Here is a 17873-nt window from a genome sequence, read left to right as displayed (position 1 = left end):
CTTCCGGCCGGGCCCGGTCCTAGCTTGCCTTGGAGTTCTTCGCTGCTGCGGTGGCCCGCTGCTGGGCAAGCCTGATCTCAAGGACCGCGTCCAGTGCCTGCTGGACGCGGTCCGAGGCTCCCGCGGCACTGAAGGCCTTCTGCGCCTCTTCGAGGTAGACCAGGGCTTCGTCGGACTCGCCGGCGGCCTTCAGGGACTTCCCAAGCAGGAGTGAAACTTCGCCTGCCGTGTGCTTGGCCAGAGCCCCTAATTCCGAGTGGATCTCGCGGAGCTTGTTGATGGCAGCCACGATGTCGCCCGTGAGATACAGCCAGCGGGCGCGGATGAATGCAACTTCCAGCTGGTCGCTCTTGTTGCCGCCCACAATGGACAGTGCCAGTTCGGCACGCTCGATGCTGGAGAGTGTTTCCGGCTCTACGATTCCGGAGGACAGCCGGACAGCGGCCGAGGCTTTGTTGAAACGGGCCCACAGATCAATGTCGTTGGCGGGGGACAGCATCCTGGCGGCGCGCTCGTGGTACTTGATGCCCTCGGGGTAGTCGTGCCGCATGAAGGCCACGTTGCCGATCACCCAGGCAACCTCCCCGGCGAGCTGGGACATGGAGTGCTCGTCCATCTGGTCATTCATGGCCTGGCAGTATTTCCAGGCCTCGTCCAGGCGGCCGCTTTCCGCCAGCGCCCCGATCAGGGCGCGGTAGGCGCCGATGATCAGGGTGGATCCGTTGGGCAGCTGGCCGCAGAGTTGTACGGCCGCCAGCGCATGTTCCACGGCATTGCTTAGCTGGCCCTGTCCCTGGCAGATAGCGGCGAGCATCTGACGGGCACGGACGGCGAGGCCGGCAGATTCCGTGGCCATCGGGTGCTCCAGGAGGTGCTGCATGATCTTTTGGCATTCCTGCCAGTTGCCCTGTTTGATCAGGCATTCGGCCTGCATGTAGGTCATGTTCCACCACGCGCTGGTGTTCTTGCCCTCCAGGGCTATCTGGGCCGCGGTGGCTGCGTGGGTGGCGGCCAGCGGGTAGTCCCTGAGGTCCCACGCCTGGCGTGCGTAGAGGCCGGCCAGGACGTACTCAGCGTCGCTGACTGTGATGGGTTGGCTCCAGGCTTCCAGCGCCTTGGGCGCCAGCTCCAGCCTGCGGGCGAGCTCCTTGATCACTTCGGCCGTCGGCTCGCGGCGGCCGGTTTCGAGGAGGGAGATATAACTGGGGGAATACAGGTCCTTGCCCAGTTCAGCCTGTGTCAGCCCACGTTCGAGTCGCTCCGCACGGAGCTTCTCCCCGAATCCGTTGCCCACGGGATTTCCTCCTAATTCTGGACAGTTTTTGTACTCAATGCTTGACAGTCCCTGTGGAAAACATTTTACAATGTATGTCAACAAGGACAGTGCTGACTTTGTAACGAATCCGACTCGTATTGAGGAACTTATATGTTGAAGAAGATTGCGGCCGCTGGCGTACTCGCTGCGGCCTTGGCATTTTCTGCGGCGGCTCCGGCTGTCCTGTCGGCAGGTTCCATCGCCGACACCACCGGCGTATCCGTAGCCGTTGGCAATTGGCCCGATCCCATGTCCAAGCCCGTCAAGGACAAGAGCGGCACCTAAACCACCAACGTTGGCAACTGGCCGACCCGATGTAAGGAATCCTCTCAGGAGGCGCGGCCCCGGGGCATGGTAATCATGCCTCGGGGCTACTTCTTTGCCCGGACACCGGACGGTTCTGGCCGGGTACTTGACCGCCGGGAGACACAAAAGAGGGCCTCCCCTGGGGGAGACCCTCTTTGAATTGGTCGGGATGACAGGATTTGAACCTGCGACCTCGTCGTCCCGAACGACGCGCGCTACCAAGCTGCGCCACATCCCGATCCGCTGCAAAAGCAACTTTACAAGAATAGCCGACGCCGGGCCCGGATGCGAAATCGGCGGCCGCTGGGTTCCCCCAGGTTTGCCCAGGTGTGCCGAGTGTCCCGCCGTAACAGGCCGGCGTCGCTGCTCAAAGCCGGGGAAACCCAGCTGCCGTACGCAACCAGATCCCTAGACCAGGGAGTCCTTCCAGGCGCCATGGAGATCTGCGAAGCGTCCGCCGCCGCCGATGAGTTCTGCAGGGGTGCCGTCCTCGACCACGCGGCCGTCGTGGACCACCAGGACGCGGTCGGCAGTTTCAACGGTGGAGAGGCGGTGCGCGATGATCAGCGCCGTCCGGCCGCCGCCCGCAGCAGCTGAGCCCTCGGTCGCAGACCTCGCACCAGACGAGCCCTGGGCACCTGCCGGGCTGCCGGCGTCGGACGTTGCCCGCAGAAGGCGCGCCAGCCCGCTCTGGACGAGCCGCTCCGAGGGGATGTCCAGCGACGAGGTGGCCTCGTCCAGGATCAGCACCGCCGGCCGGGCCAGGAACGCCCGGGCGAAGCTGATCAGCTGCCGTTGCCCGGAGGAAACCCGGCCGCCGCGCTTGTTGACATCGGTGTCATAGCCTTCAGGGAGTTCGGTAATGAACTCGTGGGCGCCCACGGCCCGGGCAGCATCCTCGATCTCATCACGGGAAGCCTCCGGCCGGCCCAGCGCGATGTTGTCCGCCACGGAGCCGCTGAACAGGAACGCCTCCTGGGTGACCATCACGATGTTCCGGCGCAGGTCCGTGGTGGTGAGGCTGCGCAGGTCCACTCCGTCCAAGGTCAGGGAGCCTGAGGAGACGTCGTAGAAGCGGGCGATCAGCTTGGCCAGCGTGGATTTCCCGGCGCCGGTCTGCCCAACGAGGGCCACGGTCTGGCCGGCGGGGATGTGCAGGTCCATGGTGGGGATGACCACAGGGCCGTCGCCGTAGCGGAACTCCACACCCTTGAAGTCGATGGTGCCCCGGGCATCGCGGAGCGCCACAGCGTTCTTGGGCGGGCGGACCGTCGGAACCTCCTCCAGCAGGCCGGACACCTTCTCCAGGGCCGCCTGGGCACTCTGGAAGGAGTTGTAGAACATGGCCATCTGGTCCACCGGCTGGAAAAAGCGTTTGGTGGAAAGGATCAGTGCCAGCAGCACGCCCACGGCAAGATCCCCGCCCAGGACACGGAACCCGCCGAACAGGAGCACCACGGCCACGCAGACGTTGCCGATCAGCACCAGGCCGGGCTGGAAAACGCCGTTGAGGTTGATGGAGCGCACAGTGACCAGACGGTAGTCCTCGGACAGCTGGCCGTACGTCTCGGCGTTTTCAGTTTCCTTGCGGAAGGCCTTCACGGCGCGGATCCCGGTCATCGTCTCCACAAAGTGCACAATCAGCCGGGCGGACACCACCCGGGATTCGCGGAACACGATCTGGGAGTGCTTCTGGTACCAGCGCGACAGGAAGTACATCGGGAAGCCGGCGGCCAGCACGATCAGCCCGCTGCGCCAGTCCAAGGCAAACACCGTCACAGCAGTGAAGACCATAAACAGCAGGCCCGAGGCCAAAGAGCTGACACCGGAGTCGAGGAGTTCCCGCAGCGCCTCCAGGTCCGAGGTCTGCCGGGCGATGATCCGGCCGGACGTGTACTTTTCGTGGAATTCCAGGCTCAGGCGCTGCGTGTGCCGGAAGACCCGGACACGCAAGTCCAGCAGCATCGCCTGGCTGAGCCGCGCGGTGGAGGTGACGTAGAGGGCGGTGAGTCCCGCCGTCGCGATCGCTGCGAGCAGGTAGGCGACGCCCGTGAACACCAGCGGGAGGTTGTCGCCCGCCTGCAACGACGGGAGCGCGTGGTCGATGCCGAACGCGATCAGTGCAGGCCCGGCTACGCGCGCGGCCTGGGACAGGACCACGGTGGCGATGGTCAGCCAGAACCTGAGCCGCACGGGACGGATCAGGGTTGCCAAAAGGGCGAGCGACCGCCGTCGTACGGTTTTACTGTCCGTCTTGCTGAGGTGGGTGTTGTCCTCGTTGGCGGTGCCGAAGGTTGCGCTACTCATCGGATGCTGTCCTCTGACTCGTCCTCAAGCTCCGACAGTTCCGAATCCAGGTCCCGTGGTTCCTGGTCCAGGCTGGCGATGACATAGCGGTAATGGGGGTTGTGCGCCAGCAGTTCCGTGTGGGTTCCGACGGCGGCGATCCGGCCGTCCTCGAGCAATGCCACCCGGTCGGCCAGCGCCACGGTGGATGGACGGTGCGCGACGATCAGCGTGGTGGTGTCCCTCAGGACCGCGCGGAGCCGGGTTTCCACGAGCTCCTCGGTGTGCACGTCCAGGGCCGAGAGCGGATCGTCCAGCACCAGGACCCGGGGCCGCGCGGCGATGGCCCGGGCCAGGGCAATCCGCTGCCGCTGCCCGCCGGAAAGGCTCAGGCCCTCCTCGCCGATGAGCGTATCCACGCCTTCCGGCAGCGAGTACGCGAAGTGCGCCTGCGCCACATCCAGGGCTTCGTCCAGGGCTTCCTCGGTCCGGTCCGGCGCCCCGAGAAGCACGTTGTCGCGGACCGAACTGGAGAACAGCGTGGTGTCTTCGAACGCGACGCCCACTACCCGACGCAGCCCGTCGACGTCGAACTCGCGCAGGTCCACGCCGTCGATGGTGATGGAGCCGTCTGTGACGTCGTACAGGCGCGGGACCAGCTGGATCAGCGCGCTCTTGCCGCTGCCGGTGATGCCCACCAGTGCCATGGTTTCGCCCGGCCGGACGTCCAGGTTGATGTTCTTGAGGATGGGCTTGTCCGGTGCGTCCTCGAACGCGAATGTGGCGTTCCTGAAGCTGAGGGCGCCCTTCAGCTGCGATGGGGTGCGGGGCTCCGGGGGACTGGTGATGGTGTTGACCGAATCCATGACCTCGAAGTGGCGGTCGACGGCGGACTTGGCGGTGAGTGCCATGGCCAGCAGCATGCCGGAGAATTCCACCGGCGTTGCGATGACGGCGGCGGTGGCGAAGAAGGCCACCAGGGCGCCGATGCTCAGCTGGCCGCTGGCGCAGAGCATCACGCCCACCACCAGCCCGGCGCCGAGCGCGAGTTCCGGCAGCAGCGTGACCACCATGGTGAAGGTGGCCTGGTGCTTCGCCTTCATGATCTCGGTCTGGCGGAGTTCCTCGGCCTGTTCGTTGAAGTTCTCCAGGGCCTCGCGGCTGCGGCCGAAGGCCTTTAGGACGCGGATGCCGTGGACGGATTCCTCCACAGTGGTGGCGAGGTCGCCTGCCTGGTCCTGGCTACGCCGCGCCACCTTGCTGAAACGCGTCCGGAACCGGAACCCGTAGGCCATGATGGGCACCGCGGCGGCCAGGAAGATCACGGCCAGCTGCCAGCTCATGGAGAACATGACCACAATGCCGATGACCACCGTGAGTGTGGTGACCACCAGCATGATGGCACCGAACGCCATCCAGCGGCGCAGGAAGTTCAGGTCCGTCATGGCACGCGACAGCAGCTGGCCGGAGCCCCAGCGGTCGTGGAAGGACACCGTCAGGTCCTGCAGGTGCCCGTAGAGCGAGACCCGCATCCGGGTTTCCACGGTGGTGGCCGGGTTGATCACAAACTGCCGGCGGAGCGCCACGAGTCCCGCCTCGGCGATGCCCAGGACCAGGATGACGACGGCGGCAGTCCAGACGGCGTCCGACGCGCCACCGGGTTTGAGGGACTCATTGACGAGGACCCGCAGCACCTGCGGGATGGTCAGCGCCACGACGCTGGCCAGGAGTGCGCAGAGGAGTCCCATCACCAGCCGGGGGATGATCGGCCTCACGTGAGGGTAAAGACGGCTGATGGATCTGAAAAATGAGGTCTGCTTGGCCATGCCCGCTTCTCAAGCTCTAAATCGAATGTAGTTTCCCTTAGCAACTACCCTATGCCATGGCGTGAGCAGGTTCACACGTCCACATCCCGGTTGCTCTATCACGTACGGTCGCCAACGCCCTTGGTTAGGAGCTGTAAGTGATAGGGCAACGGGGCTATTCGGGGGAGGTCAGCGTCAGCAGGACAGCCTCGGGTTTGCAGGCGATACGGATGGGAGCGAACCGGGAAGTGCCGATGCCGCCTGAGACGTTGACCGGCGTCGTCCGTCCGTTGCTTTCCCAGTTGTTGAGTCCCTTGGCCCGCCACGTGGGGAGGTCGCAGTTGGACACCAGGGCGCCGTAGCCGGGGATGCAGAGCTGGCCGCCATGGGTGTGGCCCGCCAGCAGCAGGTCCGCGCCGTCCTGCGTGAAGTGGTCCAGGACCCGCTGGTACGGGGCGTGGATGACCGCAACCCGGAGGTGCGCGTTCTTGTCCTGGTCTCGGGTGCCGCGGGGCCAGCCCGCGTAGCGCTCCCGGCCCAAGTGCGGATCGTCCACGCCGGAGAAGTCGAAACGGATGCCCTTCAGCACCACCGATTGGTGCCGGTTGGTGAGGTCCACCCAGCCGCCCATGCCGAAGCCGGACCGCAGCCGCGGCCAGTCCAATTCGGTTTGTTTGGGCTTGGTCTTGGACGGTCCCAGCAGGTAGGACGCGGGGTTTTTGAAGCTCGGGCCGTAGTAGTCGTTGGACCCCGGGACGAAAACGCCGGGAAACTCCAGTAGCGGGCGCAGTGCCTTAAGCAGGGGCTCCACTGCCTTGACGTGGCTGAGGTTGTCCCCGGTATTGACCACCAGGTCAGGTTCCAGCGACGCCAGCGACTCAAGCCAACGCGCCTTGGTGTCCTGGCCCGGGACGAAGTGGATGTCGCTCAGGTGCAGGACGCGGAAGGGCGCGTGCCCTGCGGGCAGGATGGGCAGTGCCTCCTCGCGCAGGACAAACTGGTTCTTCTCCCACAGCCCGTATCCGAAGGCGGCGAGACCCGCTGCGGTGCCCGCGCCGGCGGTGACGGCAAAGCCGCGCCCGATGTTCCGGACGCGGCTGGCCAATGCTGGGCTGACTGCCATGGGAGGCTAGTTCTTCTTGTCGCTGTTGCCCGGTGCGGGGTCCGCGGCCGGCGGGGTGGCCGGTGCCGTGGCCGGCGCGGTGGCCTGCGTTGACGGCGTAGTCCGGGCAGGCGTTCCGCTCACCATGTTGGTGGGCGGGGCCGTGAACGGGTTGGTGCCGTACGCCGGAGCGACCTGGGCCATGTACTTGGAGAACATGGGACCGGCGATCATGTAACCGTCGATCGCCTTGTAGAACTTTCCATTGACCGTGAGGTTACGGCCCTCACGGCTCTGGTCACCCAGCGGGTCACCGAACCATGCGGCGGTGGCCACGCCGGTGGTGAAACCAACCACCCAAGTGGAGCCGTTGGTGTCGTTGGTGCCAGTCTTGGCAGCCACCGGGAAGTTGGTCTTCGTGGAGAGTCGCGGCTGGATGAGGGATCCGGAACCCTCATCCAGGACCTTCTGCAAGGCATACGCAACGCCCCGGGCGACCTCCGGTTTGACGGCATCCCGGCAGCTCGTGGCCTGTGCCGGGAGCTGCGCGCCGGTCTGGTCCGTGACAGAGGTGATAGCGATGGGCTCGCAGTACTTGCCGTCATTGGCGAACGTGGCAAATGCGGAGGCCATGGACAGCGGGGCGGTCTGCGTGGAACCGATCAGGTTGGCCAAAGTGGTCATCTTGACCTTCGGGTTGGGATCTTCAGCCGAGGGCAGGCCACCGTGGATTCCGACCGCATCCACGATCTTCTGGATACCGCAGAGGTCAACCTGTGCCGCCGAGGCGAAGGTGGCCGTGTTGATCGAGTTCTGCAGGCCGTACAGGATCGTCATGTTCCGGTAATAGCCGTCGTCGGAGTTCTGCAGGTCAAAGCTGCCGGGAATCCTGGCGTCGTACCAGCCCACGGTGGGGTCCGGGCAGGTGTTCTTCCAGGGGAAGTTCTGCGGGTACTTGCGCACGGAGGCGTTGATGTTGGTGTTCATGGACTTGCCCTCGTTCAGCCATTGGGCGAACGTGAAGGGCTTCATGGTGGAGCCGGGCTGGAATCCACCCAGGCCGTTGAGGTCGTTGCCGTCCTTGTCCAGCTTGTCCACGTTGAAGTTCTGCGTCTGGTTGAACTTGCCTTCGGTGGGCAGGAACGACGTGTTCTGCGCCATGTTCAGGATCTTGCCGGTGTTGGGCTGCACGGAGACGATGGACGCACCCCAGTTGTCCGGATTGACGCCGGCGGCTGCATCAGACTCGGCCTGGGCAACGTTTTGGGCGTTGACGTCCAGCGTGGTGGTGATGGTCAGGCCGCCGCGGAAGATCTTCTGCTCGCGCTCTTTTGCGTCCGCACCGTAGGCCGGGTTGTTCAGCAGCAGGTGAAGCACGTAGTTGCAGAAATAGGGTGCCGTGGTGGCGTATGCGCAGCCCTGGCGTGACTCTGTGATCTTCGGTTCCACCGGGGTGGCCACGGCGGCGTCGTGATCGACCTGGGTGATCTTTCCCTGGTCCAGCATGAGGCCCAGCACCAGGTCCCGGCGCTGTTTGGCGTTCTCCGGGTTGGTGATGGGGTCAAACGCTGACGGGCTGTTCACGAGGCCAGCCAGGAGTGCTGCCTGCGGGAGGGTCAGATCCTTGGCGGTGGTGCTGAAGAAGAACTTGGACGCGGCCTCGATGCCGTAGGCGTCGCGGTTGAAGAAGACGATGTTGAGGTAACCCTCGAGGATCTGTTCCTTGGAGAATTCCTTCTCCAGGGCGATCGCGAGCTTCATTTCGCGAAGCTTGTCTCCCACGCCCTTGTTGACACCGTTGAGCTTGATGTCCTCAGTGTTTCCCTCGGCAGCGAGGTTGGAGTTGAGCACGTTGTTCACGTACTGCTGGGTGATGGTGGAGGCACCCTGTTTGTTGCCACGGGCTGTGCTGACCATGGCGCGGAGGATGCCGGTGGTGTCCACACCGCCATGCTCGTAGAACCGGCTGTCCTCGACAGCGATGATGGCTTCCTTCACGAACGGCGAGATCTGGTCGAGGGCAACCTTGGTCCGGTTTTCCTCGTAGAGGTTCGCGATCAGGCTGCCGTCCGCGGCGAGGATCCGGGTGGACTGGCTGGGCGGGTCCACCTGCAGCTCTGCCGGGAGGGTATCGAAGAACTCTATGGAACCGCTTGCCGCGCTGCCGGAAACGGCCGCAGCCGGAACCAGCAGGCCCGCCACCAGGACACCACAAATCGCGCTCACACCGAGGAAACCAAATATCTTTCCGAGGGTAGTGGCCGTGTCGAAAATGGGGTTCTTACGAGTCACCATGTTTTCCACTTTACCGGCAAGGACTAGTCTTTAGCTCATGACCAAATGGGAGTACGCGACGATTCCGCTCATTATTCACGCTACCAAGCAGATCCTGGACCAGTGGGGAGAGGACGGCTGGGAGCTCGTCCAGGTAATCACTGGACCGGACGGCAACGGCCTGGTTGCCTACCTCAAGAGGGAGAAGCAGTAGCGATGAGCATCCCCGCAGAGACTACGTCCGGCCCTGTATCCGCGCCGGAAAACGCGTCTGCTTCAGCGCCGGTTTCCGCCGTCGAGCAGCGCCTCGCCGAGCTGGGACTGACCCTCCCCGAGGTGGCCGCGCCCGTCGCCGCCTACGTGCCGGCCGTCATCACCGGCAGCCATGTTTACACCTCCGGCCAGCTGCCCTTTATTAACGGCAAACTCGAAGCAACCGGCAAGGTCTCCACCGGCACAGAGGGCGCTTCCGACGAGCCCACAGTGTCCCCGGAGGACGCCAAGGCCTACGCCGCTGTCTGCGCCATCAACGCGCTGGCGGCCATCAAGAGCGTCATCGGCGATCTGGACCGCATCACCCGCATCGTCAAGGTGGTGGGCTTTGTGTCCTCCGATCCGGCCTTTACGGGACAGCCGGGCGTCATCAACGGCGCGTCCGAGCTCCTCGGCCAGGTCTTTGGTGACGCAGGCCGGCACGCCCGCTCCGCCGTCGGCGTGTCGGTCCTTCCGCTCGACTCTCCCGTCGAGGTCGAACTGATCGCTGAATTCAGCTAAGGACCCGGTTCACTCAATTGCCTCAGCTCGCCCGACGCTTGTTTGCCCTTCCTCCGGATCTTGAAGGGGCTGCCCAAAGCTGGCTCGAACACGGCGAGCGGACCCCGCGTGCCGCCCGCTACGCATCGTCCGTGGTGCTTCTGCGGGACTCGCCCACCGGCCTGGAGACGTGGCTGGGCTACCGGCCCGGCTCCTCGCCGCTGGGCGTCCTCGCCTTCCCCGGAGGTTCCCTGGAGGCGTCCGACGACGACGCCGTCGGCTGGCTTGGCCCCTCACCCCAGCATTGGGCCGAGCAGATGGGGACGGACGACGTCGGGCTGGCGCGCCGCCACGTGGTGGGCGCCATCCGCGAACTCTTTGAGGAAGCCGGCGTACTCCTGGCCGGGACGGACATGTCCACCACCGTGGAAAACACGTCAACGCAGGACTGGATGCGGGCCCGCGTGGCCGTTGCCGACCAGGAGAAGACCTTCACGGAGCTCCTCGCCAAGCGGGGACTCTCGCTACGGACCGACCTGCTGAAGCCGCTCGTCAACTGGCGCAGCCCGGACTTCGCGCACCGCCGCTTCGACACCCGCTATTTCGCCGCCACGGTCCCCATGAACCAGCAGCCCAGCCTGCTGGAGACCAAGGGCGTCTGGGGACGATGGGTGTGCGCCACCAAGGCCATCGCCGCGCGCAGCACCACTGCCCTGGGCGACGAAGTGGGCCAGGAGAACACCATGGGCCTCACCCTTGGCCAGCTCCTGGTGCCAGGCTCGGAGATCATGCTCGAGAAGATGGCCGCAGCGAACGGCTGCATCGCGTACCTCAGCTACAAACGCAAACCCCACGTGTATCAGGCCCGGCTCGTCGACGAAGAGGGCACGCTCATGCTCGAAGTCGAGGCCGCCAAAACCGTAGCCGGAGACCCCCAGCGCGAGCGCTAGCCTGCCCGCGATGCGCTCCTACGCGAAAGACCGCTGTCCCGCTCGAACGCTCTCTCACTTCCTGCGGGTTTTTGGGCAACGCTCTCTCACCTCAAACGCGAAAGGCCCGAGGTCCGGCATCCGGAAGCGTGCGTCAAAGCGACGAAGGAGCAGCACGCGGAGGATGCCGGCCTCGGGCCGGACGCAATTGGGACTACCGGGAGCGCTGGCGGAGGCGCTGCATGTCCAGGATCACTACGGCGCGGGCTTCGAGGCGGAGCCAGCCGCGCTGGACGAACTCTGCCAGGGCCTTGTTGACCGTCTCGCGGGAGGCGCCTACCAGCTGGGCCAGTTCTTCCTGGGTGAGCTCGTGGGCTACCAGGACGCCGTCCGTTGCCGGGCGGCCGAAGCGGTCGGCCAGGTCGAGCAGGGCCTTGGCCACGCGGCCGGGAACGTCGGAGAACACCAGGTCCGAGAGTGAATCGTTGGTGCGGCGCAGGCGGCGGGCCAGGGCCTGCAGCAGCTGAGCCGAAACCTCCGGGCGCGTCCGCAGCAGGGCGTTGAGGCTTTCGTTCTTCAGGCCAGCCAGGCGGGTTTCAGAGACGGCCGTTGCCGTGGCCGTGCGGGGGCTGGGGTCAAAGAGTGCCATTTCGCCGAACAGTTCACCCGGGCCCAGGATGGCGAGCAGGGACTCCCTGCCATCGGGGGAGGTGCGGCCCAGCTTCACCTTGCCGGAGACGATGAAGTAGAGCTGGTCGCCCTGGTCGCCCTCGCGGAATACCGATGCACCGCGGGAGAGGTCCACCTCGGTAAGCTCGTCCGTCAGCAGGCGGAATGCTTCGTCGTCGAGCGTGGCAAATAGGGGTGCTCGGCGCAGTACCTCGATGTCCATGAAATCTCCTGAATAAAAAGTGTCGGCTGTGGCGCTTTTGCCATTGTTTCAGAATTTTCAAGGTTCTGTGACGTACTTGGCAGCGGAAACGCCGCTGACGGTGTCTAATGCGGGCACGATCCGGTGTTCGGCCCCACCCAGGCTGTGATTTTCACGACCGAACCTTGCCCCTAGGGGCGGGGGACTGGCGCCCACAGAACAATGTCAGCTTGCGCCACTAGAATTGGGTCTCAACCGTATTAGAGGAGCGTCAGTGTTTGGCTTGACCGTTCTGGACCTGGCGCTGATCCTGGCCCTGCTGTCTTACCTGATCTATGGCCTGCGCAACGGCTTCCTGGTCACGCTCGGCGGTATCGCCGGCTTCGCCGCGGGCGCGGTGGCCGCGTTCTTTGCCGTTCCACTGGTCAGCGGCTTCGTGGATGACTCCGGCTGGAGGCTGACCGCCATCGTGGCCGCCGCCGTCGTACTGATGGCCATGGGCCATGGCCTCGGGACCATGATCGGGCGCAAAATCCGCGGCGCCGTGCGGATCAAGCCGCTGCGTGCGGTGGACCGGCTGGTGGGCGGGGCCGTCAACGTGGTGGTCTCGGCCCTGGTGATGTCCATGCTCGCCTTCAGCGTCAGCGCCCTGGGCGTTCCGTTTGTGTCCCAGCAACTGGCCGAGTCCAAAGTCATCCGGTACATCGATGGGCTGACGCCTGTCCCGTTGAAGACCACCATGGCGCAGCTGCGGTCCACGGTGATCGGCAACGGAATCCCCACGCTGCTTGAAGGCCTGGACCAGGGGCAGCCGGTGGCGGTGCCCAATGCCAGTACCGATACGCCAGCGCTGAACCGGGCCGCGCAGTCAGTCCTGAAAATTGCCGGAACCGCCTACGAATGCGGCCAGAACCAGACCGGCACCGGCTTTGTGGTTTCCCCGGGCCGGGTTGTGACCAATGCCCATGTTGTGGCGGGCGTGTCGCAGCCGGTGGTAGAAATTCCCGACGGCGGCGCGCTGCCCGGCCGGGTGGTGTACTTCGACACGCGGCACGACCTCGCCGTCCTGGCCGTGGACGGGCTGCCGTCCGAACCGCTCACGCTGACGTCCGACCTCCCGAACGGCAGCCCGGCGGCCTTCGCGGGGTATCCCCACGGTGGCCCCTTCAAATCCAACCCTGCCACCGTCCAGGACATTACGTCGGTCCTGGTCCCCGATATCTATGGTGAAAACCCGGCCCCGGAACAGATCTACCGCCTGGCCGGCGACGTCCAGCCCGGGAACTCGGGCGGCCCGCTGCTGACCATGGAGGGCCTGGTGGCCGGCGTCATTTTTGCCAAGGCAACCTCGGACACCGAAATGGGGTTCGCCATCACCATGGATGACCTGTTCCCGGTCGCGTCCCAGGCCGCCGGCTTCAGCGCGCCCGTGTCCTCCGGCCAGTGCATCCAGAAGTAGCCGGGCGGCCTAAGCCGCCGGGACCCGGCTACAGCGTTTCGGCGAGGTAGTCGATGGCCAGCTTGTAGCCGAACACGCCAGCTCCCACGATCACCGCGGCGCACACCGGGGACAGGAAGGAGTGGTGCCGGAAGTCCTCACGCTGGTGCACGTTGGTGATGTGGACCTCGACGGCGGGCAGCTGCACCGCTGACAGGGCGTCGCGCAGGGCCACGGAAGTGTGGGTGAAGGCGCCGGCGTTCAGCACAATCCCGACGGCGGTGCCGCGGGCTGCGTGGATGACGTCCAGGAGCACGCCCTCATGGTTGGACTGGACACACTCCACGTTGAGGCCGTGGGCCTGTGCAGCGGTGGCCGCCAGCTGCTCCACGTCCGCAAGGGTGGAGGTGCCGTACTTCTCCGGCTCACGGGTGCCCAACAGGTTGAGGTTGGGGCCGTTGATCACGAGGATGGTGCCGCGTCCGGCAGCCGAGGCAGATGCGGAGTCAGGGGAGGAAACGTCAGTCATGGATCCAATCTACCTGCCGGATTCTGCACCATCATTCGGCCCGGGCGATTCCACCAGGCCGGATTTCCGGCGGCCGTGGACCGCGGCAGGTGAATGATGGTACAGAATTCGTCGCAAAGGACCCTAGGCGACGACGTTGACGTTCCACGGACGACACTTACTTTTCGCACAGCTGGTGGGCCGGCCGCGCTGCCAAGAGGGCCATTCGCTGGCGGGCGCTCGCTACTTCCGGCTGTCCGCTGTCGCCGCTCACCCGAGTCCGCGCTAAAGGGGGCGTGCTCTGCTGCCTTGATCCATCACGTATGTATGCTCGGCACATGAACATCTTCGAAGAAGCATCAGCATCAAAGGTTCTTGGAACACATGCGTGCTGGAGATCCCTTCGGTCCGCTTCAGTCGGTCGACTGGCGGTGATTGGCACCAACGGACCTGAAATCTTTCCCGTGAACTACCTGCCGGAGGATGGATCACTGTTTTTCCGGACAGGTCCGGGAACCAAACTGGACGCTTTGCTGGAAGGGGGAGCGGTCGCACTGGAGGCTGACGGCCTCAACCCCTACGGAACCATTGCGTGGAGCGTCGTGGTGAAAGGCCGTCCTGAAGCTGTCCCGGACAACGAACTTGATCAGGACCAGGTGGATCAGAGCCTGTCTCCCTGGGAGCCGGGGGCTAAGGATCAGCTTTTCCGCATTACGCCGACGGAAATTACTGGACGCCAGTTTGCCATCAACCCGTCCGCACGATGGTGGTCACCACGGGAGCCCTGAGGTTCCGGCAAGGGAGTCGGGGCGAGTTCCGTGGGGCCGGCCTGCTGACTCCAGGCTGAGCGCCGTTCAGGGGGTCGGTCGCTGTTGGATGGATTTGTCGGCATCAGTGCCCTGTGCTGGCGAGTAGTGAGTGGATTCCACTACGTGCCGCGCAGCGAAGCCAGTCAGGGCACCCACAGTGACCGCCATGAGCATGCCGGCCACTAAATATGACCCCAACAGGGCAGGAAGTGCTGTGTTCTCGTCAATGAACGGAGACGGCGCGAATGTCCAGAGGATGCCAACGGCCCAAGCACCGGCGTTGACAGGGATCCACCAGGAGGCCCGCCGGACTACCCGGCGTAAGACAAGCCACTGCAAGGTCGGAATCGAAGCCAGAAGCACCGCCGCCCCGACGACAATGAGGGCAAGAGCGGACGGCGAAGCGAAATCGACACCGCCGATCGTACTCGGCAGCATACCGATGGACCACGCGACTGCGGCACCCCCGCCAGTGGCGGTAATCCAGGCGGCACGAGGGATCCCAAAAGAGCCAAAGCCGATGGACTGTCCCAACCCAAGGAGGATGCCTTCGCATGCTCCGGCGGCGATCATCAACGGATAGACAACGGAAGCGGGCGCGGCGGCGAAAGTCAACGCTCCACCAACAGCGGCCGGGATAATGAATCCAACGGTCTCCCCGGCCGTAACCGCAAGCACCCACCGACGCATGAAAGTGCGCCTCATGTCTGTGGCCCTCCCGCCCATGTAGCCGATACTACGCGCCATGCCACCTCAAAACGGCATGGGTTCGTTTTGTAAGATCGACGGGCCCCGAAAGGGTAAGGATGGCCCAACCGGCGCAACCTTGGAAGACAACACAATTGACCGACAAACCCCCGGTAGGGACAAGGAAACCAACATGATTGAATCAAGCCCGCTATTTGGCCGAACGCAATGACGCACACCCCGACACGGAGAATCTGACCATGCCGAGCAAGAAGTCCGGGACTTGGAGCGATCTGACAAGCGGGCAGCAGGCTGTGGTCCTGGCCTTGTCCTCAGTGCAGTTGTCGCTGGCCGCCACCGCTAGGACGGATCTGGCCACCCGCCCCGCCCCGCAGGTCAACGGCCGCAAGAGTGTGTGGGCGGCGGTCATTGCCCTGAACTTCTTGGGCCCCGTGCTGTACTTCACGCACGGAGTCCGCCGCTGAACCCGGCTCCGCCACCGGGAGGGTGCAGTCAGCCGGCCGGCCTCGTCCTTAGCGCGCGGCCGCGGGGTGGGGACCCTAGAGCGCCGTGAACCTCAGGACCAGGGCGTGTTCCGGGTTGAGGATGGGCATGGGCAGGCCCACTTCGGCCAGGAAGCGGCCGCCAGCAACGGCCCCGTCTGCCAGCCAGGCCGGGGGCTGGACCTGGGTGAACGTGTGGGCGTAGTCGGCGTCTCCGGGCGCCGGGAAGATGGCTTCCACCCGGTAGGTGCGGTCCGGTTCCAGGCCGGGGATGGTGATCCGGCCGATCTGTTCCGCGAACGCGGTGCCGGTGCTGACCAGGGCGAACAGCGCCGCCGTCGTGCCCTGCGCGGCACCGCTGGGGGCCACCACACCGTGCAGCATCAGGGAATCATCGGGCACGTCAGCGCGGACCATGCGCCCGGAGTGGATCAGGCCGCGGTGTTCCTTGTAGAGGGCGATGAAGCGTTTGAGTTCCTCGCGCTCGGCGCCCTGGACCCCGCGGACATCCCACTCCATGCCGAAGTGGCCGAACAGCGCCGTGATGGCGCGGAAGGACAGATCGTGGGTGCGGGCTGTGGTGTGCGAGGTGGTGGGGCCGACGTGCCCGCCCACGAGCTCCGGCGGGACCACCAGCCCGGTCCAGCGCTGGATGGTCTGCCGTTCGAGGGCGTCGTTGCAGTCCGAGGCCCAGATGCGGTCGGTGCGTTCCAGGATGCCCAGGTCCACCCGGGCGCCGCCGGAAGAGCAGCTCTCAATCTCGACGCCGGGGTGGGACTTCTTGAGCTCGTCAAAGAGCCGGTAAGCGGCCAGGGTCTGTTCGTGGACCGAGGAGCGGCCGGCGTGGCCGTGCTCCAGCTGGTCCCGGTTCTGATCCCATTTGAGGTAGCTGATGTTGTTCTCGCGCAGCAGGGAGTCCACGCGGTCGAAAATGTACTGCCACGCGTCAGGGTTCACCAGGTCGATCACATGCTGGTTCCGCCATTCGATCGGCAGGCGGCCGCCGTCCTTGTAGCTCTGGACGGAAGGACCAACAATCCATTCGGGGTGCGCGCGGACAATATCGGAGTCCAGGTTGACCATTTCCGGTTCCACCCAGAGCCCGAATTCCATCCCGCGGGATGTCACGGCATCGATCAGCGGAGTGAGGCCGTCGGGCCAGAGTGATTCGTCGACGTACCAGTCGCCCAGGCCGGCGTGGTCGTCGCGGCGGCCGCGGAACCAGCCGTCGTCGAGCACAAATCGCTCAACGCCCAGTTCGGCGGCGGAGTCAGCCAGCTCGATCAGGGTGGACAGGTTGTGGTCGAAGTAGACCGCTTCCCAGGTGTTGAGGACAACGGGACGGGGCTTGCCCGGATGTGTTGCGGTGCCCTTCTTTCCATCGGCTGTGGGGAGAACGTGGTGGGGGCGGGACCGGAACCAGCTGTAGAACGCCTCGCTGATGCCGTCCAGGCCGCGGTCCGAGTACGCGGCAAAGAGCGCCGGCGTGGTGTAGCTGGCGTCGGGTGCGAGGATGACCTCGGCCGGGCCCAGAAGCTCGGAGCCGCCGATCATGGTGCGGCCATCGCCGATGCTGTCGGCGAACTGTTCGTGGTTGCCGCTCCAGGCCAGGTGCGTGGCCCAGACCTTCCCGTGGCGGTTGCCGAACCCGGCGGTGCCCGCGGCGAAGAGCAGCGAGGAATCGTGCCCGGTGCGGCCATGCCGGCCGGTGCGGACCCAGGTGCCCTGCTGGATGGGGCGGCGCTGCGGGTGGCGTTCCCGGCACCAGCGCCCTGTCAGGTCAAGGAGTTCAACGGCGTCCGGCGCCACCGGGAGGACGGTGGCCAGCTCGTCGAGCTGATAGGGCGTGGCTCCGTCGTTGGTGAGGGTGTGGCGCAGCTCCAGCAGGCCGCCGTCGTGCAGTGTCAGCGCGGATGAGACGGTGAGCCCGGCACCGGAATCGGCCTGGACGATGACGGCAGAGTTGCCCTCGGCGCTCGCTGTCATGACGCGGAGGCAGGCCGAGAAGTCAAGGCCGGAGACGCCGTCGGCGACGCGGTGGCCACGGAGGGCGGGACGGCCGCGCCAGCTGGAGGATGCCTGCGGCAGGAGGCCGGCGGGCACGGTGGCGTCGATGGCGGAGTGGGGGATCGGTTCGCCGAGAATGGCGAGGTCCGGCAGGGGGGTGCCGCCCAAATCGGCGCCCCAGTGGATAATCTCGGCCTCCCCGCTGTTGAAGCTGATCACCAGGCTGGTGCCGGCGGTACGGAGGTGGAGGGGGTCCATAAAGATCTCTTTCGGTATTCAC

General features: G+C 65.3%; 16 protein-coding genes and 1 tRNA gene. 7 read left to right on the top strand and 10 right to left on the bottom strand.

Annotated features, from left to right (window positions below):
* Positions 1–19: 19 nt before the first annotated feature.
* Positions 20–1294: a helix-turn-helix domain-containing protein gene (locus tag NG701_RS20425; protein ID WP_252570400.1), complete on the bottom strand. Its 1275-nt coding sequence runs from the start codon at positions 1292–1294 to the stop codon at positions 20–22.
* A gap of 132 nt (positions 1295–1426) precedes the next feature.
* Here NG701_RS20425 and NG701_RS20420 point away from each other — a divergent pair, with 132 nt between their 5' ends.
* Positions 1427–1600, top strand: a complete 174-nt coding sequence (locus tag NG701_RS20420) for a hypothetical protein (RefSeq protein WP_200950766.1) — start codon at positions 1427–1429, stop codon at positions 1598–1600.
* 182 nt (positions 1601–1782) lie between these two features.
* Here the strand turns inward: NG701_RS20420 and NG701_RS20415 are convergent.
* The 5 genes from NG701_RS20415 to NG701_RS20395 form a co-directional block, all read right to left on the bottom strand.
* Positions 1783–1859, bottom strand: a tRNA-Pro gene (locus NG701_RS20415).
* 170 nt (positions 1860–2029) lie between these two features.
* The gene (locus tag NG701_RS20410) at positions 2030–3928 is read right to left on the bottom strand and encodes an ABC transporter ATP-binding protein (protein WP_252570398.1); all 1899 of its coding nucleotides are present in this window, start codon (positions 3926–3928) and stop codon (positions 2030–2032) included.
* Entirely contained in the window at positions 3925–5733 is a 1809-nt protein-coding gene (locus NG701_RS20405; RefSeq protein WP_252570396.1) for an ABC transporter ATP-binding protein, read from the bottom strand. The genes NG701_RS20410 and NG701_RS20405 overlap by 4 nt, the downstream gene beginning before the upstream one ends.
* Positions 5734–5887: 154 nt before the next feature.
* A complete protein-coding gene (locus NG701_RS20400) occupies positions 5888–6835 on the bottom strand; it encodes a metallophosphoesterase (RefSeq protein WP_252570394.1) in 948 nt (315 codons plus the stop codon).
* 6 nt (positions 6836–6841) lie between these two features.
* Positions 6842–9109: a transglycosylase domain-containing protein gene (locus NG701_RS20395; protein WP_252570392.1), complete on the bottom strand. Its 2268-nt coding sequence runs from the start codon at positions 9107–9109 to the stop codon at positions 6842–6844.
* Positions 9110–9146: 37 nt separating this feature from the next.
* Between NG701_RS20395 and sp36 the strand changes: the two genes are divergently transcribed.
* From sp36 to NG701_RS20380, 3 genes are read left to right on the top strand one after another with little or no spacing between them, the layout of a single operon-like run.
* A complete protein-coding gene (gene sp36 / locus NG701_RS20390; protein WP_099093395.1) occupies positions 9147–9302 on the top strand; it encodes a Sp36 family protein in 156 nt (51 codons plus the stop codon).
* A gap of 2 nt (positions 9303–9304) precedes the next feature.
* Positions 9305–9862, top strand: coding sequence for a RidA family protein (locus NG701_RS20385; protein WP_252570390.1), 558 nt, complete (start codon positions 9305–9307; stop codon positions 9860–9862).
* Positions 9863–9879: 17 nt separating this feature from the next.
* Complete coding sequence (locus NG701_RS20380) at positions 9880–10791, top strand: NUDIX hydrolase (protein ID WP_252570388.1); 912 nt, start codon at positions 9880–9882, stop codon at positions 10789–10791.
* A 193-nt stretch (positions 10792–10984) separates the two neighbouring features.
* On the opposite strand, the gene NG701_RS20375 is transcribed toward NG701_RS20380, so the two are convergent.
* Entirely contained in the window at positions 10985–11662 is a 678-nt protein-coding gene (locus NG701_RS20375) for a Crp/Fnr family transcriptional regulator (RefSeq protein WP_011693220.1), read from the bottom strand.
* Between the two features lie 253 nt (positions 11663–11915).
* Here NG701_RS20375 and NG701_RS20370 point away from each other — a divergent pair, with 253 nt between their 5' ends.
* Entirely contained in the window at positions 11916–13100 is a 1185-nt protein-coding gene (locus tag NG701_RS20370; protein WP_252570386.1) for a MarP family serine protease, read from the top strand.
* Positions 13101–13128: 28 nt separating this feature from the next.
* On the opposite strand, the gene aroQ is transcribed toward NG701_RS20370, so the two are convergent.
* A complete protein-coding gene (gene aroQ / locus NG701_RS20365; protein ID WP_252570384.1) occupies positions 13129–13608 on the bottom strand; it encodes a type II 3-dehydroquinate dehydratase in 480 nt (159 codons plus the stop codon).
* A 317-nt stretch (positions 13609–13925) separates the two neighbouring features.
* Here aroQ and NG701_RS20360 point away from each other — a divergent pair, with 317 nt between their 5' ends.
* Complete coding sequence (locus tag NG701_RS20360; RefSeq protein ID WP_252570382.1) at positions 13926–14375, top strand: pyridoxamine 5'-phosphate oxidase family protein; 450 nt, start codon at positions 13926–13928, stop codon at positions 14373–14375.
* Positions 14376–14441: 66 nt separating this feature from the next.
* On the opposite strand, the gene NG701_RS20355 is transcribed toward NG701_RS20360, so the two are convergent.
* Positions 14442–15101 carry a hypothetical protein gene (locus NG701_RS20355; RefSeq protein ID WP_252570380.1) on the bottom strand — a complete coding sequence of 220 codons (660 nt, stop codon included), beginning with the start codon at positions 15099–15101 and terminating at the stop codon, positions 14442–14444.
* 242 nt (positions 15102–15343) lie between these two features.
* On the opposite strand from NG701_RS20355, the gene NG701_RS20350 reads away from it, so the two are divergent.
* Positions 15344–15568, top strand: coding sequence for a hypothetical protein (locus NG701_RS20350; protein WP_252570378.1), 225 nt, complete (start codon positions 15344–15346; stop codon positions 15566–15568).
* Between the two features lie 75 nt (positions 15569–15643).
* Here the strand turns inward: NG701_RS20350 and NG701_RS20345 are convergent, their stop codons facing one another.
* Positions 15644–17851 (bottom strand): alpha-galactosidase, encoded by a 2208-nt coding sequence (locus NG701_RS20345; RefSeq protein WP_252570376.1) that lies wholly within the window; start codon positions 17849–17851, stop codon positions 15644–15646.
* Positions 17852–17873 lie beyond the last annotated feature (22 nt).

This window comes from Pseudarthrobacter cellobiosi (assembly GCF_023913815.1).
Classification (GTDB): Bacteria; Actinomycetota; Actinomycetes; order Actinomycetales; family Micrococcaceae; genus Arthrobacter; species Arthrobacter cellobiosi.
The sequence above is the reverse complement of the archived record's forward strand: the minus strand, read 5'-3'. Positions and strand labels throughout refer to the sequence as shown.

Bases quoted from the DNA above. Each gene is read 5' to 3' on its own strand.
- aroQ (WP_252570384.1), bottom strand. From the start codon at position 13,608: ATGACTGACGTTTCCTCCCCTGACTCCGCATCTGCCTCGGCTGCCGGA.
- NG701_RS20375 (WP_011693220.1), bottom strand. From the start codon at position 11,662: ATGGACATCGAGGTACTGCGCCGAGCACCCCTATTTGCCACGCTCGAC.
- NG701_RS20395 (WP_252570392.1), bottom strand. From the start codon at position 9,109: ATGGTGACTCGTAAGAACCCCATTTTCGACACGGCCACTACCCTCGGA.
- NG701_RS20405 (WP_252570396.1), bottom strand. From the start codon at position 5,733: ATGGCCAAGCAGACCTCATTTTTCAGATCCATCAGCCGTCTTTACCCT.
- NG701_RS20410 (WP_252570398.1), bottom strand. From the start codon at position 3,928: ATGAGTAGCGCAACCTTCGGCACCGCCAACGAGGACAACACCCACCTC.
- NG701_RS20400 (WP_252570394.1), bottom strand. From the start codon at position 6,835: ATGGCAGTCAGCCCAGCATTGGCCAGCCGCGTCCGGAACATCGGGCGC.
- NG701_RS20350 (WP_252570378.1), top strand. From the start codon at position 15,344: ATGCCGAGCAAGAAGTCCGGGACTTGGAGCGATCTGACAAGCGGGCAG.
- sp36 (WP_099093395.1), top strand. From the start codon at position 9,147: ATGACCAAATGGGAGTACGCGACGATTCCGCTCATTATTCACGCTACC.
- NG701_RS20360 (WP_252570382.1), top strand. From the start codon at position 13,926: ATGAACATCTTCGAAGAAGCATCAGCATCAAAGGTTCTTGGAACACAT.
- NG701_RS20420 (WP_200950766.1), top strand. From the start codon at position 1,427: ATGTTGAAGAAGATTGCGGCCGCTGGCGTACTCGCTGCGGCCTTGGCA.
- NG701_RS20345 (WP_252570376.1), bottom strand. From the start codon at position 17,851: ATGGACCCCCTCCACCTCCGTACCGCCGGCACCAGCCTGGTGATCAGC.
- NG701_RS20355 (WP_252570380.1), bottom strand. From the start codon at position 15,101: ATGAGGCGCACTTTCATGCGTCGGTGGGTGCTTGCGGTTACGGCCGGG.
- NG701_RS20385 (WP_252570390.1), top strand. From the start codon at position 9,305: ATGAGCATCCCCGCAGAGACTACGTCCGGCCCTGTATCCGCGCCGGAA.